20 protein-coding genes, 3 tRNA genes and 3 pseudogenes are annotated in these 24,581 nt (G+C 71.4%); 12 read left to right on the forward strand and 14 right to left on the reverse strand.

From position 1 onward, the window contains the following. Positions 1–68: 68 nt before the first annotated feature. From OHA19_RS25660 to OHA19_RS25680, 5 genes and pseudogenes are all read left to right on the forward strand, one after another. Positions 69–434: pseudogene (locus tag OHA19_RS25660) on the forward strand (2-aminoethylphosphonate ABC transporter substrate-binding protein); the annotation flags it as partial. Between the two features lie 284 nt (positions 435–718). Then, positions 719–1,507, forward strand: coding sequence for an HAD-IIA family hydrolase (locus OHA19_RS25665; RefSeq protein WP_404180953.1), 789 nt, complete (start codon positions 719–721; stop codon positions 1,505–1,507). 128 nt (positions 1,508–1,635) lie between these two features. Next, the gene (locus OHA19_RS25670) at positions 1,636–2,196 is read left to right on the forward strand and encodes a hypothetical protein (protein ID WP_405712965.1); all 561 of its coding nucleotides are present in this window, start codon (positions 1,636–1,638) and stop codon (positions 2,194–2,196) included. Between the two features lies 1 nt (position 2,197). Beyond that, the gene (locus tag OHA19_RS25675; RefSeq protein ID WP_405712963.1) at positions 2,198–2,878 is read left to right on the forward strand and encodes a class F sortase; all 681 of its coding nucleotides are present in this window, start codon (positions 2,198–2,200) and stop codon (positions 2,876–2,878) included. Positions 2,879–2,930: 52 nt separating this feature from the next. Beyond that, positions 2,931–3,385, forward strand: a pseudogene (locus OHA19_RS25680) (glycoside hydrolase family 6 protein); the annotation flags it as partial. 143 nt (positions 3,386–3,528) lie between these two features. Here the strand turns inward: OHA19_RS25680 and OHA19_RS25685 are convergent. Then, positions 3,529–3,865, reverse strand: a pseudogene (locus tag OHA19_RS25685) (galactose oxidase); the annotation flags it as partial. Between the two features lie 550 nt (positions 3,866–4,415). Continuing rightward, positions 4,416–4,489: transfer RNA gene (locus OHA19_RS25690), tRNA-Lys, on the reverse strand. A 184-nt stretch (positions 4,490–4,673) separates the two neighbouring features. Here OHA19_RS25690 and OHA19_RS25695 point away from each other — a divergent pair. The 4 genes from OHA19_RS25695 to OHA19_RS25710 all read left to right on the forward strand — a co-directional run bounded on the left by OHA19_RS25695 (position 4,674) and on the right by OHA19_RS25710 (position 10,041). After that, positions 4,674–6,029, forward strand: coding sequence for a peptidoglycan-binding protein (locus OHA19_RS25695; protein WP_405712961.1), 1,356 nt, complete (start codon positions 4,674–4,676; stop codon positions 6,027–6,029). A gap of 25 nt (positions 6,030–6,054) precedes the next feature. After that, the gene (locus OHA19_RS25700; protein ID WP_405751771.1) at positions 6,055–7,596 is read left to right on the forward strand and encodes an SPFH domain-containing protein; all 1,542 of its coding nucleotides are present in this window, start codon (positions 6,055–6,057) and stop codon (positions 7,594–7,596) included. Positions 7,597–7,753: 157 nt separating this feature from the next. Next, a complete protein-coding gene (locus OHA19_RS25705; protein ID WP_405712957.1) occupies positions 7,754–8,344 on the forward strand; it encodes a lytic polysaccharide monooxygenase in 591 nt (196 codons plus the stop codon). Positions 8,345–8,370: 26 nt separating this feature from the next. Continuing rightward, positions 8,371–10,041, forward strand: a complete 1,671-nt coding sequence (locus OHA19_RS25710; RefSeq protein ID WP_405751774.1) for an AMP-binding protein — start codon at positions 8,371–8,373, stop codon at positions 10,039–10,041. A 24-nt stretch (positions 10,042–10,065) separates the two neighbouring features. Here OHA19_RS25710 and OHA19_RS25715 read toward each other — a convergent pair whose 3' ends face one another. From OHA19_RS25715 to OHA19_RS25750, 8 genes are all read right to left on the reverse strand, one after another. Next, entirely contained in the window at positions 10,066–11,598 is a 1,533-nt protein-coding gene (locus OHA19_RS25715) for an MFS transporter (protein WP_405712953.1), read from the reverse strand. A gap of 131 nt (positions 11,599–11,729) precedes the next feature. Next, positions 11,730–11,803, reverse strand: a tRNA-Lys gene (locus OHA19_RS25720). A 151-nt stretch (positions 11,804–11,954) separates the two neighbouring features. Beyond that, a complete protein-coding gene (locus OHA19_RS25725) occupies positions 11,955–12,713 on the reverse strand; it encodes an IclR family transcriptional regulator (protein ID WP_405712951.1) in 759 nt (252 codons plus the stop codon). 166 nt (positions 12,714–12,879) lie between these two features. Then, on the reverse strand, positions 12,880–13,728 hold the full coding sequence (gene ehuA / locus OHA19_RS25730) for an ectoine/hydroxyectoine ABC transporter ATP-binding protein EhuA (RefSeq protein ID WP_405751777.1): 849 nt from the start codon (positions 13,726–13,728) through the stop codon (positions 12,880–12,882). Further along, positions 13,718–14,359, reverse strand: coding sequence for an ectoine/hydroxyectoine ABC transporter permease subunit EhuD (ehuD, locus tag OHA19_RS25735; protein ID WP_405712947.1), 642 nt, complete (start codon positions 14,357–14,359; stop codon positions 13,718–13,720). The genes ehuA and ehuD overlap by 11 nt, the downstream gene beginning before the upstream one ends. Further along, positions 14,356–15,096: an ectoine/hydroxyectoine ABC transporter permease subunit EhuC gene (gene ehuC, locus OHA19_RS25740; protein ID WP_405712945.1), complete on the reverse strand. Its 741-nt coding sequence runs from the start codon at positions 15,094–15,096 to the stop codon at positions 14,356–14,358. Before ehuC ends, ehuD begins: the two co-directional genes overlap by 4 nt. A 19-nt stretch (positions 15,097–15,115) precedes the next feature. After that, the gene (ehuB, locus tag OHA19_RS25745; protein WP_405751780.1) at positions 15,116–16,018 is read right to left on the reverse strand and encodes an ectoine/hydroxyectoine ABC transporter substrate-binding protein EhuB; all 903 of its coding nucleotides are present in this window, start codon (positions 16,016–16,018) and stop codon (positions 15,116–15,118) included. Between the two features lie 167 nt (positions 16,019–16,185). Further along, the gene (locus tag OHA19_RS25750) at positions 16,186–17,145 is read right to left on the reverse strand and encodes a D-2-hydroxyacid dehydrogenase (RefSeq protein WP_405712941.1); all 960 of its coding nucleotides are present in this window, start codon (positions 17,143–17,145) and stop codon (positions 16,186–16,188) included. A 234-nt stretch (positions 17,146–17,379) separates the two neighbouring features. Between OHA19_RS25750 and OHA19_RS25755 the strand changes: the two genes are divergently transcribed. Both OHA19_RS25755 and OHA19_RS25760 read left to right on the forward strand, forming a co-directional pair. Continuing rightward, the gene (locus OHA19_RS25755; RefSeq protein WP_405712939.1) at positions 17,380–18,183 is read left to right on the forward strand and encodes a decarboxylase; all 804 of its coding nucleotides are present in this window, start codon (positions 17,380–17,382) and stop codon (positions 18,181–18,183) included. 121 nt (positions 18,184–18,304) lie between these two features. Next, positions 18,305–19,402 (forward strand): LLM class flavin-dependent oxidoreductase, encoded by a 1,098-nt coding sequence (locus OHA19_RS25760; RefSeq protein ID WP_405751783.1) that lies wholly within the window; start codon positions 18,305–18,307, stop codon positions 19,400–19,402. A 95-nt stretch (positions 19,403–19,497) separates the two neighbouring features. On the opposite strand, the gene OHA19_RS25765 is transcribed toward OHA19_RS25760, so the two are convergent. Then, positions 19,498–21,390: a putative bifunctional diguanylate cyclase/phosphodiesterase gene (locus tag OHA19_RS25765; protein ID WP_405712935.1), complete on the reverse strand. Its 1,893-nt coding sequence runs from the start codon at positions 21,388–21,390 to the stop codon at positions 19,498–19,500. A 409-nt stretch (positions 21,391–21,799) separates the two neighbouring features. Between OHA19_RS25765 and OHA19_RS25770 the strand changes: the two genes are divergently transcribed. Continuing rightward, on the forward strand, positions 21,800–23,014 hold the full coding sequence (locus OHA19_RS25770) for a M6 family metalloprotease domain-containing protein (RefSeq protein WP_405751786.1): 1,215 nt from the start codon (positions 21,800–21,802) through the stop codon (positions 23,012–23,014). A 76-nt stretch (positions 23,015–23,090) separates the two neighbouring features. On the opposite strand, the gene OHA19_RS25775 is transcribed toward OHA19_RS25770, so the two are convergent. The 3 genes from OHA19_RS25775 to OHA19_RS25785 form a co-directional block, all read right to left on the reverse strand. After that, positions 23,091–23,164, reverse strand: a tRNA-Lys gene (locus OHA19_RS25775). Beyond that, positions 23,155–23,865 carry a hypothetical protein gene (locus tag OHA19_RS25780; protein WP_405712932.1) on the reverse strand — a complete coding sequence of 237 codons (711 nt, stop codon included), beginning with the start codon at positions 23,863–23,865 and terminating at the stop codon, positions 23,155–23,157. The genes OHA19_RS25775 and OHA19_RS25780 overlap by 10 nt, the downstream gene beginning before the upstream one ends. A gap of 257 nt (positions 23,866–24,122) precedes the next feature. Further along, a complete protein-coding gene (locus OHA19_RS25785) occupies positions 24,123–24,464 on the reverse strand; it encodes a hypothetical protein (RefSeq protein ID WP_405712930.1) in 342 nt (113 codons plus the stop codon). Positions 24,465–24,581 lie beyond the last annotated feature (117 nt).

Below are 24,581 nucleotides of genomic sequence, written 5' to 3' on the forward strand. Positions count from 1 at the left end.
AGAAGTTGAACACGCAGAACCCCGAGAGCCCCGAGAACCCTGAGACCTCCGAGACCTCCGAGACCCCCGACGTCCAGATGAACTTCGCGCAGTCCAAGGACATGCCGAACCTCGGCATCTGGTTCCCCGCGAAGCAGGGCGGCAAGTCCACCACCTTCGCCCTGCCGTACGCGGCCGGCCTCGTGAACAAGGCCCCGCACACCGCCAACGGCAAGAAGCCGCTCGACTTCATGCTCTCCGAGCAGGCCCAGAAGGACGTCAGCGCGGTCGGCGGCGGCTTCTCCGCCCGCAAGGACGTCGAGGCCACCGACGGCAACGCCATCGAGCTCGCCGAGCTGATGGACGGGGTGGAGGTCTTCGAGCCCGACTGGTCCGACATCGGCACCAACCTGGACAGCTACGTCGAAGCCTGGAAGTCGGCCACCGGCAGCTGAGCGTTGCCGAGGAATCACGGCAGGGGCATGGGCCTCCGGCAGATCATCGCGAAAGGGTAACGGGTCTGGTCCCTCGTTCAACTCCCCGTCGGCGGGCGGGGAGTTGAACGAGTGCCCGCACGCCTCGACGGAGGACCCCGTGACCACCCGCACGCCCCGCCGCACCCTTCTCATGGGCGCGGCCACCCCCCGATTCCCGGACGGCCTAAAATCGGGGGCGTCGGCGCTGCACAACGCGGTGCCGCCGGCGTCCCCGCACACGGCGTACGGCAGGAGTCCCACACATGGCAGAGCGCAAGCCGATCTCGTCCTGGCTCACCGACATGGACGGAGTCCTGATCCACGAGGGGACGCCGATCCCCGGAGCGGATGCCTTCATCAAGCGGCTGCGTGACTCGGGGCTGCCCTTCCTGGTCCTCACCAACAACTCCATCTACACAGCCCGCGATCTGCACGCCCGGCTGAGCCGCATGGGCCTGGACGTGCCGGTGGAGAACATCTGGACCTCCGCCCTGGCCACCGCCCAGTTCCTGGACGACCAGCGGCCCGGCGGCACGGCGTACGTCATCGGTGAGGCCGGCCTCACCACCGCCCTGCACGACATCGGCTACGTCCTCACCGACCACGAACCCGACTACGTGGTCCTCGGCGAGACCCGCACCTACAGCTTCGAGGCGCTCACCAAGGCGATCCGGCTGATCAACGGCGGCGCCCGCTTCATCTGCACCAACCCCGACGAGACCGGCCCGTCCGCCGAGGGCCCGCTGCCCGCCACCGGGTCCGTCGCCGCCCTCATCACCAAGGCCACCGGCAAGGCCCCTTACTTCGCGGGCAAGCCCAACCCGCTGATGATGCGCACCGGGCTCAACGCGATCGGCGCCCACTCCGAGTCCAGTGCCATGATCGGCGACCGGATGGACACCGATGTGCTGGCCGGGCTGGAGGCGGGGATGCAGACCTTCCTGGTCCTCACCGGTCTCACCACGGTGGCCGACATCGACAAGTACCCCTTCCGGCCGTCCACGGTCGTCGACTCGATCGCCGACCTGGTCGGTCTCGTCGACGCGGGCTGAGCCCGGCGGGGCACGGCCCCCGGGGTGGGCGGGGGAGGTCTCCGGGCGGTGCGCGCGGACCCGTCCCCCGCGCCCCTGCGGATGCGGAATCCCTCCGCAGGCGGGAACCTGCACTGAGGAGGTTCACGATGCGTTCCACAACCCTCACGTTCTGTGCCGCCGCGGTCGTCGCGGCGACCCTGGTGCCGGCCTCCGCCGCACTGGCCGAATCCGGCTCCGGGCCGGCCCAGGAGAAGGGCCGCACCACCCTGACGGTGACCCCGCCATCCGTCGGGCCGGGTGGCGAGGCGGATCTGCGGCTGGAGGGCTGCGAGGGCCGCGAGGCCACGGGCGAGTCCGAGGTCTTCGTCTCCGAGGCGCGTTTCTCGCCCGCCGCCGACGGGGGCCTCTTCGCCGAGGCCCGGATCAGCTCGGACGCCTCACCCGGCGAATACGGGATCCGGATCGACTGCAAGGACGACAAGGGCGCCGAGGCCGCCGGCACGGTCACCGTCATCGACCGGGGCCGGGCCACCCCGCTCGCCCCGGTCGCCGCGGGCGGCGGCGGCACCGCCCTGTTCACCGACCGGGAGGCCGAGCAGGATGGCCCCGGCACCGTCCATACGGTGATCGGACTGGTCCTGGCCGCCGTCGCGGCCGTCGCCGTCGCGTTCCGCAGCGCGCGCCGCCGCCGTCCGGTCTCGGACTGACATGTCCGCCCCGGACGGCGCCGCGGGTCACGGCAGGCTGCTCGCAGGAGTGGCCTGGGCCGTCCTGCTGCTCGGCCTGTGGCTCTGGGGCCGCGGTATCACCGACGGCTCCGGCGTCGGCTCCGCCCCGACCACCGGCGACATCGCCGCGGTGGGGCGCCCCCTGGGCGTTCCGCTGCCCCCGCCGCACGACCCGATCGAGGGCGCGGTGCCGGAGCGGGTCGAGATCCCGTCGATCGGCGTCGAGGCACCCGTGATCGCCCGTGGCCTGGACAAGGACGGGGCGATCGAACCGCCCTCGTTCGACACGCCCCAGACCGTCGGCTGGTACGACGGCGGCGCCGAACCCGGCGCGAAGGGGCCGGCCCTCCTGGTCGGCCACGTCGACACCGAGACCAGGCCGGCCGTCTTCTACGGGCTGAGCGCGGCCCGCCCCGGCGCCGAGGTCGAGGTCACGCGCGCCGACGGAACCGTCGCCGAATTCACCGTCGACGACGTCCAGGTCTTCACCCGGGCGCGCTTCGACGCCGACAAGGCGTACGGCCCGCGCAAGGCCGGCCGGGCGGAGCTCCGCCTGATCACCTGCGGCGGCACCTTCGACCGGGCGACGCACTCGTACGACGCGAATGTCGTCGTCTCCGCCTACTTGACCGGCGAGAAGCCCGCAGGCGACCACGCCTGAGACGCGAACGCCCTTGGCGTGGACCATTTCTGACGTGGCGTCGGCTATCGGAGGCGTGGTGGAGCGGCTCGGGCGGCAGCCCGGCGTCCGCGTCTACGTGGACGCCGGCAACGCCGGCTCGCGCACCCCCGACGCGCTCTTCCGGCCGCTGCGCCGCGCGGGCATCGGGGCGGCCGACGGATTCCCCGTCAACGTCTCCAACTTCGAGACCAGGCAGGCCAGTACGGAGTTCGGCAGCGGCTCTCGGCGAAGGTCGGCGCCAAGCCGTTCGTCATCGACACCAGCCGCAACGGCAACGGCCCCTACCGGGGCGGCGCCCCCGGGGAGAACTGGCGCAACCCGCCCGGCCGGGCGCTGGGCGCGGCGACGACCGACACGGGTGACGAACTGGTCGACGCCTACTTCTGGATTAAGCGGCCCGGCGAGTCCGACGGCGACTGCAGGGGCGGCCCGAAGACGGGCGCCTGGTGGCCCGAGTACGCGCTGGGCCTGGCACGGGCGGCGAAGCAGCCGCAGCGGGTGCGGGGGCGCCCCGGCCACCGAGCACCCCGCGCCCGCGCCCGCACCCCGGCCATTGGGCACCCCGCCCCCGATCGCCGAACGCACCCCACCCCGCTCGCCGGCCGTCCCGCACCCGGCCGCACTACGGGAACCCGGCCGTCCCCGAGGGTGGTCAGCGTCGGGTGCCGGCGCGCCTCGTTCATCGGGTCGACGGAGATGTGCTTCTCGGCCACCGGGTCGAACTCGAAGGCCTCCCGGATGCCCTGGAAGTCCTTCTTGTCGAGGGCGAGTTTCGATGCCGTGGACGTTGCGGCTGTCGGAGCCGGTCAGGCCCGCGATCCGGTAGTTGTCCTCGGCGCCCGTCGCGTACCGGGCACCGGACTTCTCGGCCTCGACGTAGATCCGGCCCAGACCGGCGTCGTTGCGCAGGAAAGCCCCCGTTCTCCGGTCGAAGACCTTGGTGGCCTTCTCGACCAGCGCATGGTCGGTGCGTGACCGGTCGGTCGTCTCGGCCGCGGCGATTCCCCGTCGGTCGCCGCGGACGACATGATTGGCGGGCGACCGTCCGCTCGGACACGGAATGCCGCCCTTCCGGTTCGTCTCTGATGCCCCCTCGGCACCAGCCCCCGAGCGGGGCCCCCACTCCGCGTTGCGGACAACCGGAACTTTGCCCTCTGTAGCCCCCAACTGCAGGGCCCATCGGCCTGGTTGGGGCCGATGACCAATAGACAGGTTGTCCGACCTCGGTCCCGTCCGAAGGGTGAAACGAGTGGGTTACTAGTCATACGTACGATTTGCGGCCCCCTTGTAGAGGGGGTGTGCGGAGGTGCATAAGAACGGACTTCGCGCCGCTGAGTGACTGGACGGTGACGCTGTGACAGCTGTGCGAAGGCTGTGCGGCGCCTGCGCGGGTGGTGGTTGGAGGTGGCGCTGTGGGCGGCGTCACGGGGTGGAGGTTCGGCGCGAGGCTTCGGCGTGAGAGGTTCGCGAACGAGCAAAACCCCCTCACGCGTGGTGAGGGGGTTTTGACTCTGCGTGCGCCGCCAGGGACTCGAACCCCGGACCCGCTGATTAAGAGTCAGCTGCTCTAACCAACTGAGCTAGCGGCGCCTGCTGACCTGGAGAACTCTACCCGAAGGCGGAGGGTGCTCCTGACCATTTACCGTCCAGCACGGCCTGTCGGATGGTCGTTTTTTCTCTTCTATCCGTCAAAATGCGATATGTCAGGAGAGTTGAGACACTGGCGCCCGTGCAGATGCGCCCAAAGATCTTGACGAGTGCGGAGGGGAATCGCATGACTGTGCCGGCTTTCGAGGAGTACGTGCCCGCCATCGACTGCACCTGTGCGGGGTGCGCCGCACAGCGGCGGACCGCCGCCAGTGCACCGCCCATGCGGGACGGAGGTCATCCGGCCGCGCACGGCGCCCGCCGCGCCCTGGTGCTGGTCACCGCGGCCGGAGTGGTGCTGGGCAGCGGCGTCGCCGAGGCGGCGGGCCCGACGAGCACGACGGGCGCGCCGGGCGACCGGGCGGCGGGGGCGGTCGGCGCAGTCCCCGTCGACACGGACGGGGACAGCCCGCAGGGCGGACCCGGACCGCTGCGCGGCGGTGGCGCCTCGGGACCGCCCTCGTCCACGACCACCACGCCCAAGCTGCGCAAGAGCACCCGGGCCGACATCATCAACCGTGCGAAGAAGTGGGTGTCCGCGAAGGTCCCGTACAGCATGACCAAGTACTGGCCGGACGGTTACCGGCAGGACTGCTCCGGCTTCGTCTCGATGGCCTGGAACCTGCCCGGCAACGAGTGGACCGGCAGCCTCGCCGCGTTCGGCAAGCGGATCGCACGGGAGGAGCTCCAGCCCGGCGACATCCTGCTCTTCCACAACCCGGCCGATCCCTCGAAGGGCTCGCACGTCACGATCTTCGGCGGCTGGACCGACTACACGCACACCCACTACACGGCGTACGAGCAGACGAAGCCGCACACCCGCAAGAAGACGACGCCCATGGCGTACTGGACCCACTCCGGCAACTACGTCGCCTACCGCTACAAGGGCCTCAGCGGCGGAAGTGCCGGCAGCGGTTCGTCGGTGACGAGGTTCCCGGGCGCCGCGAAGTTCGGCCCCGGCGCCAGTAACGCGTACGTCACCCAGCTTGGCCGGATGCTCGTGGAGCGGGGCGGCAAGCGCTTCTACAAGGTCGGCCCCGGGCCCGGCTGGGGCGACGCCGACCGGCTGGCGACCCGGGCGTTCCAGAAGGCCCAGGGCTGGAAGGGCAAGGAGGCGGACGGCATTCCCGGCCCCGACACCTGGCGGCTCCTGGCGAATGGAACCGGCCAGGACATCCCCGGCGCTGGAAACGGGAGCGGGGGCGGAAGCGGAACGGGAGCCGGCCACGGCGACTCGAACCCGGATTCGAAGTTCCCCGGGCGGGGCTATTTCCGGCCCGGTCAGTCCAACAGCCATGTCGACAGACTCGGCAAGCAGTTGGTGAAGAGGGGCTTCGGCAAGCACTACACCTCGGGGCCCGGGCCCCGGTGGACCGAGGCGGACCGGCGGAACGTCGAGGCCTTCCAACGGGCTCAGGGCTGGCGGGGCGGAGCGGCCGACGGCTACCTCGGTCCGGAGACCTGGCGGCGACTCTTCGGGTGACACGACGGACATGACGGAGGCGGGTATGCGATCCACGGTGTCGGACAGCTCCGGAACCCCGGAGAACGGCAGGCGGCGGGAGAAGGGGCGGGAGCCGGTCCGGAAGGCCGGCCCGCAGGAGCCCGCGGGGGCGACGGTTCCGGCTCCGGGCCCGGGGGCCGGTACGGGACCGGACTCCGGTACAGGGCAGGACTCCGGGCCGGACTCCGCGGTCGACCTCGTGCTGGACCTGGTGCCGGGCGAGGACCGGGATCCGGTGCTCGGCGCGACGTCGGCCTCGGTGTCGGTCCCGGTGACGGGTGTCGTACCCGCGCCGGTGCCCGGAGGGAACGGGGCGGGCACCGACGTACCTCCCCGGCGCCGCACGGCCCCCGACACCGTCTTCGACTCGCTCCCCGTCTCCGGGGGCGACGGGGCCGAACAGCCCGGCGACGCGCGGTGGGGAACCGCGCGGCACCACGCGGTCATCGCCAACGAGCGGACCGCGACCATCCCCGTGCATCTGCTCTTCCGCGAGGACGCCGACCGCGCCGACGCGGCCGCGCTCCCCACCGGTGTGCTGCGGCGGGGAGCCGGTGGTGGACGGGCGCAGACGGGGGTGCGGCGGCCGCCGGTGCCGGGGGAGGCCCAGGTATGGCCCTCGACCCGGCCGGCGCCGGTCGGTGATCCACGGCTCGCGGAGCGGCCGGGCCCCGCCCTCCCCGGCCGGCTCGCGCTGCTCGCCGCACTGGCCGGGGTCGCCGCCGGTGGCGCGGTGCTCTGGCGGGCCGGCGCGCTGCCCGCCGCCGCGCTCGCCCGGTTCGGGATTGGCTCGCACCCGTACGACGGGATCGGCCTCGGTGCCTGGGCGGCGCTCGCCGCGCTGGTGTCGATGGTGCTCTTCGCGCTCGGCGGCCTGAGCCGCGGACGCGTGGGGTACGCCTGGGTGTTGACGCTGTTCGGCGAGTACCGGGGGAGCGTGCGGCGGACCGGGCTGATGTGGATCAGCCCCCTGCTGCTGCGCCGCCGGGTCGACGTACGCCTGCGGCACTGGCGCAGCGAACCGCTCCCCGCCGTGGACGCCGACGGCACGGCGCTGCGCGTCGTGGTCCTCGTGGTGTGGCGGATCAAGGACACCGTGCGGGCGGCGCTCGGGGTCGCCGACCACGAGGAGTACCTGCGCGAGCAGGTCGAGGCGGCGATGGCCCGGGTCCTCTCGCAGCTGCCCGCCGACGCCTTCCACGAGGACGCGCACACCCTGCGCGACGCCGAGGCGGTCGGCGACGAGCTGACCCGGATGCTGAAGGCGGACTGCGAGCCGGTCGGCATCGAGGTGTACTCGGCGCAGCCGACCGGGATCGAGTACGCGCCGGAGGTCGCCGCGGCGATGCAGCGCCGCCGGATCGCGGCGATCGACGCCAAGCACCGGGACAGCGTCCTGACTTCGGTGGTCGACGCGGTCGACGACACGGTCAACCGGCTGACCGCGCGGGGCATCGTGGAGCTGGACGACTACGAACGGAAGTCCCTGGTCAAGGACTTGACGGTGGCCTTCTACACCGGACGCAACGGCGGGGAGGGTCCCTGAGGGTTTCGGGGGAGGCCGTGCGGCCAAGCGGAATCCGACTCTCATTGGTCTGGACATGTTCATATCCCGTCAATAATCTAAGTCTTGGTCTAGACCGCAGAACGCGCGCGCAGCACGGCTCATGGAACCTCCCCCACGTTCTTGAGGAGCGACAGACATGCGTAAAAGGGCAAGCGCGGCCGTGGTCGGCCTGGCCATCGCGGGCGTCTCGATGTTCGCGACGAGCAGTGCCGGCAGCCACGGCTACACCGACAACCCCATCAGCCGCCAGAAGCTCTGTGCCAACGGCACGGTGACGGGCTGCGGCAACATCCAGTGGGAGCCGCAGAGCGTCGAGGGCCCGAAGGGCTTCCCGGCGGCGGGTCCGGCCGACGGCAAGATCTGCTCCGCGGGTCATGGCGAGTTCGCGCAGCTGGACGATCCGCGCGGCGGCAACTGGCCCGCCACGAATGTCACCGCGGGCCAGGGCTTCAGCTTCCGCTGGCAGTTCACCGCACGCCACGCCACGTCGGACTTCCGGTACTACATCACCAGGGACGGCTGGGACCCCACCAAGCCGCTCACCAGGGCCGATCTGGAATCCCAGCCCTTCATGACGGTGCCGTACGGCGGCAAGCAGCCCCCGGCGACCCTGACCCAGCAGGGCACCATCCCCACCCAGAAGAGCGGGAAGCACATCATCCTGAGTGTCTGGAACGTCGCCGACACGGCGAACGCGTTCTACGCCTGCTCCGATGTTCAGTTCTGACGTGTAGTCGGTTACCGTGCGGCGCCATGAGGAGCGCAGGCACCGTTGCGGAGCTCGTACAGCGCCAATGGGGCGACCACCGGCCCGGACTGAGACATCGGGACACCGTTCTCAGTCACCACCAGGTCGCCTCGGGCGCTGCCGCACGGGCCGCGCTCCTGGCGGATCTGCTGTCGGCGGGCGGCGAACCGCACATCGGGGTGCTGCTGGACAACACCCCCGAATTCCCACTCTGGTTGAGCGCGGCGGCCCTGGCCGGGGCCGCCGTGGCCGGGATCAACCCGACCCGGCGCGGCGCCGAACTGGCCCGCGACATCCTGCACACCGACTGCCGGGTCCTGGTCACCGAACGCGCCCATCTGCCGCTGCTCGACGGCCTGGACCTCCCGGGCGTACGGATGCTGGTGACCGACACCGACGCGTACGCCGAACTCCTGGCCCCGTACGCCGGAGTCGAACCGGGCGACACGGCCCGCAGTGACATCGGGCCCGGAACCCGGATGCTGCTCTACTTCACCTCCGGATCGACCGGCGCGCCCAAGGCCGCGATCTGCACCCAGGGACGGCTTGCGGCGGCCGGACGGTCGCTCGTCGACCACTTCGGCGTCCGGCGCGAGGACGTCCACTACATCTGCATGCCGATGTTCCACGGCAACGCGGTGATCGCCGACTGGGCGCCCGCACTGGCCGCCGGGGCCGCCGTCGCGCTGCGCAGCCGCTTCTCGGCCTCCGGATTCCTCGACGACGTACGGGCGCACGGGGCGACGTACTTCACCTATGTCGGCCGCGCCGTGCAGTACCTGCTGGCCACCCCCGAGCGCTCGGACGACCGGGAGCATCCGCTGCGGCTCGGCTTCGGCACCGAGGCCGGTGCGGTGGACGCGGCCCGGTTCCGGGAGCGGTTCGGGGTACGGCTGGTCGAGGGCTACGGCTCGTCCGAGGGCGGCGCGGCGATCCAGCGGACCCCGGACACCCCGGAGCGGGCGATCGGGAGGGCGTCGGCCCGTGACGATCTCGCGGTCGTGGACCCGGAGACCGGCGAGGAGCGGCCCACCGCCGTCTTCGACGGGGCGGGCCGGCTGATCAACGGGGCCGAGGCGATCGGGGAACTGGTCAACCGGGGGCGCACCCCCTTCGAGGGCTACTGGCGCAACGAGGAGGCGGACGCCCAACGGGTGCACGGCGGCTGGTACTGGACCGGGGACCTCTTCTTCCGGGACACCGACGGCTTCCTCTACTTCGCGGGCCGTACGGACGACCGGCTGCGGGTGGACAGCGAGAACCTGGCCGCCGCGATGATCGAGAACATCCTGGCCCGCTGGCAGGACGCGGCGGCCGTGGCGGTGTACGCGGTGCCCGACCCGGTCGCCGGGGACCAGGTGATGGCGGCCCTCGCCATGCGGGAGGGGGTCGCCTTCGACCCGTCCGCCTTCACCGCGTTCCTCGCCGCGCAGTCGGACCTGGGTACGAAGATGGCTCCCGGTTTCGTACGGATCGTCCCGGCGATGCCGGTGACGGCGACGAACAAGGTGCACCGGGTGGGACTGCGCCGGGAGGGGTTCCGGTGCGACGGATCCGTGTGGCGCCGGGGGCCGGACGCCATGTACGCCCCGCTCGACGGTGAGCGGCTGACGGCCCTGCTGGCCGAGTACGAGGCGCACGGTCGCGACGTACCCGGCCCGGCGGACATCCCTTAGACCGACCGGCAATCGGAAGCGGTCTCAGTTCGCCAGGGCCGGCTGCTCCTGCGCCGCGGTCTCCGCGGCCTCGGCTCCCCTGGCCTTCCGCAGCAGTACCGCCGCCAGCACCGCTCCGGCCAGCAGCAGCACCGCTCCCGCGACCGAGGCGTACTGCATGCTGTGCACGAAGGCCTCCCGCCCGACCCGGATCAGCGAACCGTCACCCGTGGCCACCGCACCGGCGAGCGTCTTGCGGGCGGCCTCCGGGGCGGAGTCCGGCATGTCCGCGGTGTAGATCGCGGTGGCCACCGCGCCCAGCAGGGCCATCCCCATCGCACCGCCGAACTCCTGGCCGGTCTCCAGCAGCGAGGCCGCCGAACTCGCCTTCTCCGGCGGGGCCGTGGACAGCGCCAGGTCCGACACGAGCGCCATCACGGTGACGATGCCGCAGCTCATCACGGCGCAGCCGCCGAGCAGCAGCCACAGGGAGTCCGTACCGGTCAGGGCGAGGACGGCGAAGCCGGCGGCGGCGATGACGAATCCGGCGCAGATGACCCGGGCGCGGTCGGTCCGCTGGGCGATCGCGGTGGCCGCCGGGGCCGCGGCGCCCACCGCCAGGGACGGCGCCAGGCTCCACAGCGCGGCCTCCATCGTGCTCATCCCGAGCACCGACTGGAGGTACTGCGTGGTGAAGAACGAGGAGCCCATCATGGCGAACGCGGCCAGCGCGTTCAGCCCGATCCCGGCGGCGAAGCCGTGGCGGCGGAAGAGTTCCCGGCTGATCATCGCGTCACCGCGGCCGCGCTGGCGGCGGACGAAGAACAGGCCGACGACCAGCCCCGCGGCGATGATCAGCGCGTTCCGGACATCGAGACCATGGGCGGCGCTCTCCTTGACGCCGTAGACGACCGGCAGCACGGATCCCATCGACAGCGGCACGCTCAGGAAGTCGAACCGTCCAGGGTTCGGGTCCTTGAACTCCGGGACCAGCACCGGCACCAGAACCAGCAGCAGCACCATGGCCGGCACATTGATCAGAAAGACCGAACCCCACCAGAAGTGCTCCAGCATGACCCCGCTGAGCACCGAGCCCAGCGCGATGCCGCCCGCCATGGCCCCCGACCAGATCCCCACGGCCCGGCCGCGCTGCCGCTCGTCGCGGAACATGTTCCGTACGAGCCCCATGGTCGACGGCATCAGCGTCGCGCCGCCGACCCCGAGCAGGGCGCGGGCCGCGATCAGCATCTCGGGGCTGTCGGCGTACGCGGCGGCGACGGATGCGGCACTGAACGCGAACGCACCCATGAGCAGCAGCTTGCGGCGGCCGATCCGGTCGCCGAGCGAGCCCATCGTGATGAGCAGTCCGGCCAGGGCGAAGGCGTACACATCGAAGATCCAGAGCTGCTGGGTGGCGCTGGGGGCGAGGTCCCGGTCGATGGACGGGATCGCGAAGAAGAGGACGGAGATGTCCATCGAGACGAGGAGGAGGGGCAACAGGAGAACCACGAAGGCGGTCCATTCCCGGCGGCCGGCGAGGTGGCCGCGCTCGGCGGTGGTGCTCGTAGCGTTCGTCATGCCAGGAAATGTACGAGCGTTTAAAACGGTTGTCTAGTACGAGCGTGTAAAACGTTCGTACATCTCTGCGGGCAGCAAAAAACGCACTGGGCGGTTCACGTGTGTACGTGAACCGCCCAGTGCGTTGTCTGTGCGCCGCCAGGGACTCGAACCCCGGACCCGCTGATTAAGAGTCAGCTGCTCTAACCAACTGAGCTAGCGGCGCTTGCTGACTCGAAAATAATACCTGCTCCTGAAGGGTGCTGATGACACCCCCTGCCGGGAGCCCTCGTCGGGTGCCTCTGCGGACGGACCTGGAGCCTCTCGTTTGGATCATGCCGGGCTCGCGGGGTCCGGCCTGATCCAAACGAAAGACCCTAGAGCGCCAGCGACAGGAGCACCGGAGCCGCCCGCCGGTTCAGTGTGTCCGCCGCCGAGCGCAGCCGGTGCGCGTCCTCGATCGGCAGCGACAGTGCCAGGCAGCCCGCCGACGACCCGGCCGTGAGCGGCACGGCCGCGCACACCGTGCCGACCGCGTACTCCTGGAGGTCGAGCACCGGGACCGTCGCCGGCTGGCTGTCCAGCTTGGAGAAGAGCACCTTCTCGTTGGTGATCGTCCGCGAGGTGAGCCGCGGCGTCTTGTGGCGCGAGATGTGATCGCGGCGGCCGTTCTGGTCGAGCTGCGCCAGCAGGCATTTGCCGACCGCCGAGGCGTGCGCCGCCGACCGGAAGTCCACCCACTCGTTGACCGCAGGGGTGAGCGGGCCGTCGGCGTACTGCGTGACCCGGATCTCGCCGTCGACGTACCGGCTGATGTAGACCGCCGCGCCGACCGAGTCGCGCAGCTGTGCCAGGATCTGCTGGAGCCTGGACTCCAGGGCCTGTCTGCGGGCCGGTCCGGAGCCGAGGAGCAGGAGCGAGGCGCCGATGACGTACGCGCCGTCGGTGACCTGTTCCACGTAACCCTCGCGGCGCAGTGTCAGCAGCAGTGAGGTGAGGTGACCGAGGGGCAGTCCCGTCTCGCGGGAGATCTGGGTGTCCGTCACGCCGTTGCCGTGCTTGGAGACCGTTTCGAGAACACGAAGGGCGTACTGCACCGAATGGAACGGTGCGGTCGGTTCGGGCTTCAACGTCACGGTTTCCCCCTACCAGGTTGTGACCGCAAGCTCTGACCTCACGGTAGCCGCCAAGGCCCCGTTCCGGGGCGGCTGTTGGCGACTCGGGGGGCGCCCCACCCCCGGTGAGCTGGGGCGCATCCGTCCGGCATGTGCCAGGGTCATTGGCGTCGGGTAAAGGGTGAGGTCACAGCACCGCGTCGAGGAACTCGCGCGTACGTTCGTGCTCCGGGTCGGTGAAGATTTTTTCCGGCGGGCCGGATTCGATCACCCGCCCGGAGTCGAACATCAGTACCTTCTTTGAGACGTCCCGGGCGAAGTTCATCTCATGGGTCACGCAGAGCATGGTGATGTCGGTGTTCCTGGCGATGTCGCCCAGCAGCTCCAGCACCCCGGCCACCAGCTCCGGGTCGAGAGCCGACGTCACCTCGTCCAGCAAGAGGATCTCCGGCTCCATGGCCAGGGCGCGGGCGATGGCGACCCGCTGCTGCTGACCCCCGGAGAGCTGGGAGGGGTGGGCGTCGATCTTGGCGGAGAGCCCGACCAGGTCCAGCAGCTCCCGGGCCCGGGTCTCCGCCTCCTCGCGGTCCTTGCCCAGCACATTGACCGGTGCCTCGGTGATGTTCTGGAGCACCTTCATGTTGGGGAAGAGGTTGAACTGCTGGAAGACCATGCCGATCTTCTTCCGGGCCTCGCGCAGATGCTTCTCGGGCGCCGGCTTCAGCGCTCCGCCCGGCGTCCTGATGTGGGACAGCGGGCTGCCGTCCACCCAGATGACGCCGTCGCTGACCTTCTCCAGCGTCATCAGCAGCCGCAGGATGGTGGTCTTGCCCGAGCCGCTGGGCCCGATCAGGGTGACGTGCTCGCCGCGCCGCACCGAGAAGTTCAGCCGGTCCAGGACGACGTGGTCGCCGTACCGCTTCACGACGTCGTCGAAGCGGACCAGCGGATGGCCGGTCTCCGGCGCGGCGGCCGGTGCGGCGGCCGCGGAGGCCGCACCCGTCGTCTTGCGCAGGGGGAGGGGTTCAGTGGCCAAGACGCTTCTCCAGCTTTCTCATCAGCAGCGAGGTGGGGTAGCTCGCGACCAGGAAGACCAGGCCGGCGAGCGTGAACGCCTCGGTGTAGGCGAAGTGGTCGGCGCCGTACTTACGGGCCTCGAAGACCATTTCCTGCACTGTGATCACGGCGAGGAACGGGGTCTCCTTGAACATCGAGATCGCGTAGTTGCCGAGGGCGGGCAGCACATTGCGCACCGCCTGCGGCAGGATCACGGCCTGCCAGGTCCGCCGGGGGCCGAGCGAGAGCGCCCGGCATGCCTCCCACTGGCCCTTCGGCACACCGTCGATCCCCGCGCGGTACACCTCGGAGGTGTAGGCGGCGTAGTGGACGCCCAGCACCACGATGCCGATCGTCAGCGGCTCCACCGAGGTGAACAGGGCCGCCGCGCCGACCAGTTGGACGAGCAGCGGGGTGGACCGGACGAACTCCGTCACGGCCCGCACGGGCACCGTCACGAACCTGGTCGGGGCCCGGCCGGCGACCGCGACGGCCAGCCCCAGGACCGCGGCGACGAGCGTGCCGAGCACCGTCGCGAGCAGCGTGACCCGGAAACCTTCGAGCAGCAGGGGCAGGGCGTCCCCGGCCGCGTTCCAGTCGAAACCGTTCACCGGGCACCTCCCTGGACGGAGGCGACGGCCTCGGTGGCGCTGCGGGTGCGCAGCAGCGAACCCGCGCCGGTGGGCAGTCCGAGCCGCCGCTTGGCGCCCCGTTCCAGCAGGTTCATCAGCAGGGTCAGCGCGTACGCCAGCACGAAGTAGACGGCCAGCAGGGTCACGTACGCGGTGAGCGTCTCACCGGTACGGTCGCGCAGCTGCTGGACCACGGTCATCAGGTCGGCCGCGGAGATCAGCCACAGCAGCGGGGTGCACTTCAGCAGCTGGATCAGCAGATTGGTGAAGGACGGGATCATCTGCACCCAGGCCTGCGGAAGGATCACCTTCCGCATCCGGTGCAGCGGCGACATGTTCAGCGCGACGGCGGCCTCGTACTGGCCGCGCGGCACGGAACCGATCGCCCCGCGCACCACCTCGGCGCCGTACGCGCCGTAGTTGAGGCCGAACGCGACGACGCCGCAGAGCAGCGGGTCCAGTTCGTACCCCGTCAGCGTCGGCATCGCGTAGTAGAGCCAGAACAGCTGGATGTAGAGCGAGGTGCCGCGGAAGAACTCCACGACCACGCGCGAGGTGCCGCGCAGCACCAGCAGCCGGCTGATCGACATCAGACCGAGGACGAACGACAGCAGGAGCGCGGCCAGCGCGCCCAGCACGGTGGCTTCGAGGGTCACCCACAACCCCGAGCGCACCTGAGGGAGTTCGTCGAAGAACGCGGAGAAGAAATCACTCATGCGGTGCGGTCCGTCCCTGTCAGCCCTTGCACAGATCGGCCGTCTTCAGCGTGGCCGGCGGGAGCTCGGTGTCGGAGAAGCCGTACTCCTGGAGCAGCGAGACATAGCGCGACTTGTCCGAGACGATCTTCTTCAGCTCGCGGTTGAAGGCGTCCCGCAGGTCCTCGTTGCCCTTGCGGAAGACGGCGCCGCCGGGGCTGTACTGCTTGGTGCCGTCGAGCTCCGGCACGAACGGCTCGGTGACCTCGGTCTCCGGGTTGGTCTTCGCCAGCCAGCGCAGCGAGATGCCGGTGAGCAGGAACGCGTCGATCCGGCCGCCCTTGACCGCGTCGGCGCCGTCCTGCGGCTTCTGCAGCGTCTTGACCCTGTCGCCGGTGATGCCGGCGCCCTCGGCGTACTTGCCCTCGACGGCGCCCGACATCACACCGACGGTGATCCCGGCGGCCTTCGCGGACGCCAGGTCGGTGAGCTTCTTCGGGTTGCCCTTCTTCACCATCAGCGCGGTCGGCGAGATGAACTCGGGTTCGGAGAACAGGGCGTTGGCGCAGCGCTCCGGCGTGATCGCCATTCCGGCGCTGACCACGTCGTACTTGCCCGCCTGGAGCCCGGGGATCAGCCCGTCCCACTCGGAGAGCGTGGGCTTGAGCTCGTCGACTCCGAGCGCCTTGAAGATCTCCCGGTGCAGGGTGGGCGCCTCGCCCTTGAGCTCCTTGCCCTCCAGATAGCCGTACGGGGCCTCGTTGGCGTACGCCACCCGGACGAAGCCCTGCTTGCGGAGCTTTTCGAGCGCTCCCGCACCGTCCGCGGAACCGGCGTCGGTCTTGCTGCACGCGGAGAGCAGACCGGGGACGACGAGCAGGCCGCCCACGGCCGCCGATCGGTTCAGAAAGCCCCGGCGGGACAGGTTCGGGAAGTCAGCCATGGTTCGCAATCTCCTGAAGGGATCGAACAGTCCGGACAGGGATGGCGCCTGCCCGATCCCGGACGTCTATGCAGGAAGCGAGGGTATGCAACCGAAAAGTGGCCGGAGTGTGACCTTCCCGTGTTCCGGGTGATCGGTACCGGATCGGGCCCGTCGATGGCGACGGCTCACCCGCCCGGCTCCCGTACGGGGACGTAACCGCGCCGCTTGTCCACCACGTTCGGCAGGGGCTGCCCGGCCGCCCAGAGTTCGTACATCGCCACGAACTGCTCGCCCAGCCGGTCCCGCCAGCCCGCCGTGTCGCCGCTCATGTGCGGTGACACGATCAGATCCGGTACGTCCCACAGCGGGCTCCCCGGCTCCAGGGGCTCCCGCTCGAACACGTCGAGCGCCGCGCCCGCGATCCAGCGCCTGCGCAGCGCTTCGGCCAGGTCGTCCTCGACGACCAGTGGTCCGCGCCCCACATTGATGAAGCGGGCCGACGGCTGCATCAGCCCGAAGAACCGGGCGTCGAACATGGCACGCGTCGACTCGGTCAGCGGTGCCGCGCAGATCACCCAGTCGGCCAGGGCGGTCAGCCGGTCCAGGTCCTCGGCGCCGTGGATGGTGCGCCGGGCCGTGCGCCCCACGAGCGCCACCTGGACCCCCAGCGCGATCAGCAGCCGGGTGATCTCCCGCCCGATCGGGCCCGCGCCGACGACCACCGCCCGGCTGCCCGCGAGCCGGGTGCTCTCGCGATGGCGCCACTGCCGCCGTCGCTGGAGCTCCAGCGTGCCGGGAAGGTCCTTGGCGAACGCCAGCACCAGACCGGTCACGTACTCGGCGATGGGCCGCTCGAAGATGCCCCGGGCGTTGGTCACCACCGTGTCGGAGGCCGTCAGTTCGGGGCAGAGCAGCCGGTCCACGCCCGCGCTCGCGGTGTGCACCCAGGCCGGGCGCGGCCCCTCGCCGGGCCAGGCGGCCCGTACCGCGTCGGAGGTGAAGTCCCACACCAGCAGCACATCGGCCGAGGGGAGCCGGGCGGCGAGTCCGGCCTCGTCGGTGTACCGGATCCGGGCCCGGCCGGTCAGCCGGCCGAGACGTGGCGACGGGTCGGTGTCCAGGACGAGCAGGGTTGGCTCTGACATGAGAGACGGTCGCTCCGCTGCGTCTGGGGAGTTTCGCCCCCGCCGGGGGAGCGGGTGCGACCACGCTCGCACCCGCCTCCGCCCCCGTCAACAGGTCGGAGCGGAGGTCGCGACATATGGGGGAATACTTGGAGGGAGTGGGGTGAAAGGTCGTGGGCGGCCGCAGGGTGGGAACGGGCAGGAAGGCCGGACAGGAACAGTAAGACCGGACAGGAACAGGCAGGAAGGCCGGACATGACGACCGTCGGATTTCTCTACCCGGGCCACTTCGCGGAGGACGACTTCCCGCGGATGGAGATTCTGCTCGACGCCGTCCGGCTGGTGGTGAACCGCACCGAGGTCGACGAGGACGCCTACCGGATCGACGCGCTGATCCGGACCGGCTCGCCCGAGCGCCTGGCCGGCGGGGTGGAGGAGCTGCAACGCGCCGGGGTCGAGGCCGTCGTCTGGGCGAGCGGCGCCGGCAGCTTCCTGTACGGCTGGGAGGGTGCCCACGAACAGACCGCCGCCCTGGCCCGGGCGGCCGGCGTGCCCGCCTCCAGCACCTCGTTCGGCTTCGCCCACGCGGTACGGGAGCTGGGCGCCGGCCGGGTCGCCGTCGCCTCCACCTATCCCGAGCGCATCACCGCCCTGTTCGCCGACTTCCTGCACGCCGCGGGCATCGATGTGGCCGTCACCCGTGCCGTCCCGCTCGGATCGGCCACCGAGGCCGCCGCCTGGGACCTGGACCGGGTGAAGGAACTCGCCGTCGCCGCCGACCGGCCGGAGGCCGACGCGGTGCTGCTGCCCGACACCGCGCTGCACACCGCCGGGCACGAGTCGGAGCTGGAGGAGCTCCTCGGCAAGCCGGTCCTCACCGGGAACCAGGTCACGGTCCGCGAAGGGCTCCGCCTGGCCGGCCGCCGCGCGTGGTCCCCGGGACTGGGCCGGATCTTCGCGGCCCGGGAGGCGCCCCCGGCCCAGGTGGCCGCCTGGGGCGAGGGCCGGGAACGGGCGCACAGCGGGCGGCGGGCGGGACCCGGAGACGTACGGGAGTAGCCCCGGGAGAGGTACGGGTACGGCTCCCCGGAGACGCACGGGAATAACCGGAGACAACCTCCTGTTATGTGCTTCCGGACGTACGAGCCGGACGTAGGCGCATCACCGGAGAGGCCAGGACGTGGACGAGATTCGAGGCGACGAGATCCGTGGCAAGGCGGAGGGGGCGGCCACCGTTCCGCTCTCCGTACTGGACCTGGTGACCGTGGGGCAGGGCCGCACCGCCACCCAGGCGCTGCGCACCTCGGTGGAGATCGCACGGCTCGCCGAGCGCCGCGGATTCCACCGCTACTGGGTCGCCGAACACCACTCCATGCCCGGTGTCGCCTCCTCCTCGCCCGCCGTGATCCTGGCCCACCTCGCCGCGCACACCGAGCGCATCAGGCTCGGCTCCGGCGGCGTGATGCTGCCCAACCACGCACCGCTCGTCATCGCCGAACAGTTCGGCACCCTGGAGGCCATGGCCCCCGGCCGCATCGACCTCGGCCTCGGCCGCGCCCCCGGCACCGACGGTGCGACGGCGGCCGCCCTGCGCCGCGCCGACCAGCTGAACGAGGGCGCGGACGATTTCCCGCAACAGCTCGCCGAGCTGACCCGGTTCCTGGACGACGACTTCCCCGACGGCCACCCCTACGCCCGTATCCACGCGGTCCCCGGCCCCGTGCAGGCCACGGCCGAGGGCGGCGTCCAGTCGCCGGCCCGCCCGCCGGTCTGGCTGCTCGGCTCCTCCGGCTTCAGCGCCCGGCTGGCCGGGGTGCTCGGACTGCCCTTCGCCTTCGCCCACCACTTCTCGGCCCAGAACACGATCCCGGCGCTCGACCTGTACCGGGAGTCGTTCCGGCCGTCCGCGGTGCTCGACGCCCCGTACGCCCTGATCGGCGTGTCGGCCCTGGCCGCCGACGACGAACGCGAGGCCCGCCGCCAGGTGCTCTCGGGCGCCCTGTCCATGGTCCGGCTGCGCACCGGCCGCCCCGGCCTGGTCCCGACGCCCGAGGAGGCGGAGGCGTACGCCTTCAGCCCGATGGAGCGCGAGTTCGTCGACAACTGGCTCACCAACATCGTCCACGGCACTCCGGACGAGGTCCGCAGCGGCCTCGACGGCCTGGCCAAGCGCACCGGCGCCGACGAACTCATGATCACCGCCAACGCCCACGGCGGCGAGGCGAGGCTGCGCAGCTATGAGCTGATCGCGGACGCGTACGGCCTGCCCGCGGCCTGACCGGACGCGTACGGTCTGCCCCCGGTCTGACCGGATGCCGTACGGCCTGCCCGCGGCCTGACCCCGGCCTCGTCGCAGAGGGTGGCCGGGCCGGGTCAGACCTGCATCGGGCGGGTGCCGATCAGCTCGGCGATCCGTTCCGGGGCCACCGCGCGGGAGTACAGCCAGCCCTGCCCGGTGTCGCAGCCGATCCTGCGCAGCCGTTCCGCCTGGCCGGCCGTCTCCACGCACTCCGCGGTGACGGTCAGGCCCAGCCGGTGCGCCAGCTGCACCATCGCCTCGACGATCGTCTCGTCGGCCGGGGACGGGTGGGCGCCGTCGTCGTAGCGGAAACCGCGTACGAAGGAGCCGTCCAGCTTCAGCACCGAGACCGGCAGTCGGCTCAGATAGGCGAGGTTGGAGTAGCCGGTGCCGAAGTCGTCGATGGCGATCCGCACGCCCATTTCGCTGAGCGACTGGAGGGCCTGGATCGGCTGGCCCGCCGAGCCCATCACCGCGGACTCGGTCAGTTCCAGCTGGAGCAGCGAGGGATCGAGGCCGGTCTCGGCGAGGATCTCCGCGACATCGGTGACCAGGTCGGAGTCCCAGACCTGGCGCACGGCGACGTTGACGCTGATGAACAGCGGCGGGTCGGCGGGGTGCTCCAGCTGCCAGCGCCGCGCCTGGCGGCAGGCGGACTGCAGTACCCACCGGCCGAGCTGGACGATCGAGCCGTCCTCCTCGGCGATCGCGACGAACCGATTCGGCGACAGCATGCCGAACTGGGGATGGTTCCAGCGGACCAGGGCCTCCACCCCGCGCACGACTCCATCGGCCATGCCGACCAGCGGCTGGTACTCGATGGTGAACTCACCGCGCTCCACGGCGGGGCGCAGGGTCGACGAGAGCGTCTGACGGGTCATCCGGTGGGCGTTGCGCTCCGGGTCGAAGACCGTCCAGCGGGCCTTGCCGTCCGCCTTCGCCCAGTACAGCGTGGTGTCGGCGGCCTGCATCAGACCGGTGGCGGAGGTGCCGGTCACGGCCCGTTCCACCACCCCGATCGAGGCGGAGACGGAGAGCCGGTGCCCGGCCAGGTCGAAGGGCTGCTGGAGCGCGGCGAGGACCGAGCGGGCCAGATCGGTGAGCTGCTGCGTGCCGGCCGAGTCCTCGACCAGGATCGCGAACTCGTCGCCGCCCAGGCGCGCCACGAGATGGGCGCCGCCACGGTGCGGGCCGTCCTGGGCCGCGCAGTCGGTGAGCCGCGCGGCCACCGCGGCGAGCAGCCGGTCGCCGATCCGGTGGCCCATCGTGTCGTTGACGGCCTTGAAGCCGTCCAGATCCAGGTAGCAGAGCCCGACCCGGCCGTGGCCGGAGGAGCCGTCGTCGTACTGCGGGGTCTCCAGGAGGGCCGAGAGCCGCTCGAAGAACAGTGTCCGGTTGGGCAGCCGGGTCACCGGGTCGTGCATCTGGAGATGGCGCAGTCGTTTCTGCAGCTCGCGCCGGTCGCTGACGTCCGAGACGGAGAGCAGCACCCGGCCGGGCCCGGCGCCGTCACCCGCACCGGCATCCTGCTCAGGCATCGGCACGACGGCGACCTCGGCCCACAGGGCGCGCCCGTCGGGGTGCTTGAGCCGGTGGGTGCAGCGGAACCGTGAGCGCCGCCCGTGCAGCACCTCGCGGTACGCGTGCCAGGTGCGGCCGTCCGCCGCGAGGTCGAGCAGATCGGCGGCGGACTGGTTGGTCAGCGCCGCGGCGGAGCGGCCGAGGAGGCCGCCGAGGGCCGCGTTGGCGGTGACGACCAGGCCCTCGTGATCGACCACCGCCATCGGCAGCGTGGCGGCCAGGAAGGCGGCCCGGTAGCCGTGCGGCTCGGACCCGTCGGAGCCGTGCGGCTCGGACCCGTCGCCCCCGGCGGAAGGCCACGGAGTGTGACGTTCCGTGGTCGGCGGGCCTGCGGAATGCCGGGGTGTGCCCGCCGCGGGCCCGGGCCCTTCGGAGGTTCCGCTCACCGTTCGCTCCCGCCGTGCAGTTCTGTCCTGAACAGGTGTGGCCGGACTGGCCCGCCGCGCGGAACCCCCGGGTCGGAGGCGGAAACCACGCGGGAAAGCCTGGTGAAGCATAGAGGCTGGTACGTCGGACGTTCCAGCGCCCGACCCTTCCATGCCCCGCGTACGCCCCGCATGGGCCATTCGCGCGCGGTTCCGATTTGCCCGTAACTGATCGTTTCCGAGAGGTTGTGTCCTCTCGCGATGCCTTGGTGATCGATTGTGACTGTCCGTGAGGGTGGGGGCCTTGGTCGGCAGCTGACTCGACTGGGGCAGCTCAACAGGACGAAAGCCTCGAACCATCACAGGGTGAGTGGGTGACCGAAGTTCGCACCCGGAGGTAGAAGTGCCGCGTGAGCGCAGGACCGGGGGAGTGGAGAGACCGAGCCTGCGCGGTCTGGCCGCCGCCGCGGTCTCCCTCCTGGCGCTCGTCGCCACCTCCCTCGTGGCCGGGCCCGCCGTGGCCGCCACCGGAGAGGCGGGGCCCTGTGCCCTGCCCCGGACCGAGGCGCACCACTCGCTCGGCGTCAGCGACTGGAACGGCGCCTACCCCCGGCCCGACCACCCCCTCGACGCGGTCCTGGTCTTCCTCTCGTTCCCGGACCACCACCCCGCCGCCGGCCCCGCCGAGCTCACCGCCGACTACTTCCCCGCCACCAGCCAGTTCTTCCAGCGCGCCTCGTACGGGAAGTTCGCCCTGCGCCCGCACCCGATGCGGCAGTGGATCCAGATGCCCAGAACGTCCGACCAGTACGGCATACGGCGGGACTGGGACAACGAGCGGCGCGGCGCCTATCTGCGCGACGCCGTCGCCGCGGCCGATCGGAAGGTCGACTTCTCCCGGTACGACATCGTCTATCTGATCGCCGACCCGGACGCCCCGGGCGTCGACTCCGACGCCACCAAGGTCGTCAACTTCGACCAGCCGCTGCACGCCGACGGCACGGACATCCGCCGCGTCGTCACCGTCTTCGAACAGCACCCGCCGGACCACAACGTGCTGGCCCACGAGACCGGGCACGTCTTCGACCTGCCGGACCTCTACCACCGGCCGTCCGACGGCAAGGGCGACTGGGACACCTATGTCGGCGACTGGGACGTGATGGGCAGCCAGTTCGGACTCGCGCCGGACTTCTTCGGCTGGCACAAGTGGAAACTGGGCTGGCTGGACCGCCGGCAGGTGATCTGCGTCCAGAGCAGCCGGGACATCACCCTGGAGCCGATGGCCGCCGTGCCCGTACCCGGCGCCTCCATCGGCACCCGGCTCGCGGTGATCAGGACCGGTGAGGGCAGCGCCGTGGCCATCGAGGCCCGCAGCGCCACCGGCAACGACAGCACGACCTGCACCGAGGGTGTCCTGCTCTACCGGGTGCGCAACGGAACCCCGTCCGGCGGCGGTCCGGTCGAGGTCATCGACACCCACCCCCGCACCGACGCCTGCTGGGACCGCTCGGTCTACGCGCCGCTCGCGGACGCCCCGCTGCGGGTCGGCGAGACGTACAGCATTCCCGACGCGCACGCGAAGGTCGAGGTCGCCGACCGGACGCCGTCGGGCGCCTGGACGGTCCGGATCACCACCGGAACGTAAGCGTCCGACATCCGGCGAACACGAAGAAGCGAACACGAAGAAGCCCCCCGCTTCCGCGAGGGGCTTCTTCCGTCTGTGCGCCGCCAGGGACTCGAACCCCGGACCCGCTGATTAAGAGTCAGCTGCTCTAACCAACTGAGCTAGCGGCGCCTGCTGACGTCGTAGACATTAGCATCCGGATCGGCGGGAGGAAAAATCGAATTCCCGGCCGCCGACGGGGCCGCCGACCTGGTCACCCGCACACAGGCCCAGAGCAGTACATCGGGGCCCGGCAGCCAGGGGTTGCGGGTGTCGGGGGCGACCAGCCAGCGGGGGCCGGGCGTGGTGGAGGTGCAGGTCAGGGGCGGAACGGTCACCGCGTCCCCGGTGCCGTGGCAGAGCAGTGGCGGCACCTTGCTGTCGCCGTCGCCGTCGTGCCCCCGCGGGCCCATGGCGGCCCGCGGCCCGGGCCCGCCGCCCCACTCCTCCCAGTCGAGCAGCGAGGGGAGCCGCTGGGCGGTGCCGGGCGAGGCGAACAGCAGCATCCGTCCGCGGTGCGTGGCCACCGGCCCGGAGCCGGGGCCGTCCGACCACAGGTGCTCCAGCATCCGGCGCCCGAAGAGGGTGGGCACGTTCACCACGTCGAAGGCCGACCCGCACGGCAGTACCCCGGGCGAGGAGGGACGGGACTCCCACTGGGCGAGTGTGGAGCGGGGATACGCGGCGGCGCCGGCCAGCCAGGCGGCACCGGCCGCCGTGACGTGCGCCGTCTGGTTCGCGGCCTGGTTCCGCAGAACGGCGAATACGTCGGCGCCGTGGTGGGAGGCGTCGCCGTGGTGCAGGGGCGAGTTGTCGGGCAGCCATGCGGTCATACGGGCATGTCTACCGGGAGTGATCGAGCGGATTCCGAGAGTTGCCGGAAACCGGGACAGGTCGGGGGGAGGGGGAGTATCTTGCGCTCGGGCATATGCCAGTGGTTCTGCCCGGAGTCAGGACCGGGCGGGACGGGCGGCCCGGCGGGGGTGCCGGCCGGGGCCGGTCACCTGCCCCGCGGGAGCGACGTCGCCGGTGCGGCGGCCGGGGTCCGGCCGCGTGCGACGGCCGGTTCGGTGCCGGTTCCGCACGGCCGTCAGGGCGCGGTGCCGCCCAGCAGGCTCCGGCCGAACTCGACCATCTTCTTGGCGTAGTCCTCGGTCCACTGCGCGCGCTGCGCGATGTCCGCGGCCGTGAGCCGGTCGAACCGGCGCGGATCGGCGAGCTGGGCGGCGGCGATCGCCTGGAACTCGACCGCGCGGTCGGTCGCGGCACGGAACGCCAGGGACAGCTCGGTGGCGCGGGACAGCAGCTCCCCCGGATCGTCCATCGACTCCAGATCGAAGAAGTGCTCGGGATCGGCGACGGCCGCCGACGGCTCGAAGAGCAGGGGCGCGGGGCGCATCCGCTGCTTCCCGTTCCGCTCGGGTTGTGGCATGTGGTGTTTCCTCCTCGGGTCGGCCCGATGGCCACCCTCCATTGTCCAACGTCCCGCAAGAGGGCCCGGCGCCCGCCCGCAGTCACCCCGGCGCCCGGCCGCAGTCCCCCCGGCCGC

Source organism: Streptomyces sp. NBC_00012, from assembly GCF_045040875.1.
GTDB lineage: Bacteria > Actinomycetota > Actinomycetes > Streptomycetales > Streptomycetaceae > Streptomyces.

Bases quoted from the DNA above. Each gene is read 5' to 3' on its own strand.
- OHA19_RS25710 (WP_405751774.1), top strand. From the start codon at position 8,371: ATGAGGAGCGCAGGCACCGTTGCGGAGCTCGTACAGCGCCAATGGGGC.
- OHA19_RS25750 (WP_405712941.1), bottom strand. From the start codon at position 17,145: ATGTCAGAGCCAACCCTGCTCGTCCTGGACACCGACCCGTCGCCACGT.
- OHA19_RS25705 (WP_405712957.1), top strand. From the start codon at position 7,754: ATGCGTAAAAGGGCAAGCGCGGCCGTGGTCGGCCTGGCCATCGCGGGC.
- OHA19_RS25670 (WP_405712965.1), top strand. From the start codon at position 1,636: ATGCGTTCCACAACCCTCACGTTCTGTGCCGCCGCGGTCGTCGCGGCG.
- OHA19_RS25675 (WP_405712963.1), top strand. From the start codon at position 2,198: ATGTCCGCCCCGGACGGCGCCGCGGGTCACGGCAGGCTGCTCGCAGGA.
- OHA19_RS25785 (WP_405712930.1), bottom strand. From the start codon at position 24,464: ATGCCACAACCCGAGCGGAACGGGAAGCAGCGGATGCGCCCCGCGCCC.
- OHA19_RS25665 (WP_404180953.1), top strand. From the start codon at position 719: ATGGCAGAGCGCAAGCCGATCTCGTCCTGGCTCACCGACATGGACGGA.
- OHA19_RS25715 (WP_405712953.1), bottom strand. From the start codon at position 11,598: ATGACGAACGCTACGAGCACCACCGCCGAGCGCGGCCACCTCGCCGGC.
- OHA19_RS25780 (WP_405712932.1), bottom strand. From the start codon at position 23,865: ATGACCGCATGGCTGCCCGACAACTCGCCCCTGCACCACGGCGACGCC.
- OHA19_RS25700 (WP_405751771.1), top strand. From the start codon at position 6,055: ATGCGATCCACGGTGTCGGACAGCTCCGGAACCCCGGAGAACGGCAGG.
- OHA19_RS25755 (WP_405712939.1), top strand. From the start codon at position 17,380: ATGACGACCGTCGGATTTCTCTACCCGGGCCACTTCGCGGAGGACGAC.
- ehuB (WP_405751780.1), bottom strand. From the start codon at position 16,018: ATGGCTGACTTCCCGAACCTGTCCCGCCGGGGCTTTCTGAACCGATCG.
- OHA19_RS25695 (WP_405712961.1), top strand. From the start codon at position 4,674: ATGACTGTGCCGGCTTTCGAGGAGTACGTGCCCGCCATCGACTGCACC.
- ehuC (WP_405712945.1), bottom strand. From the start codon at position 15,096: ATGAGTGATTTCTTCTCCGCGTTCTTCGACGAACTCCCTCAGGTGCGC.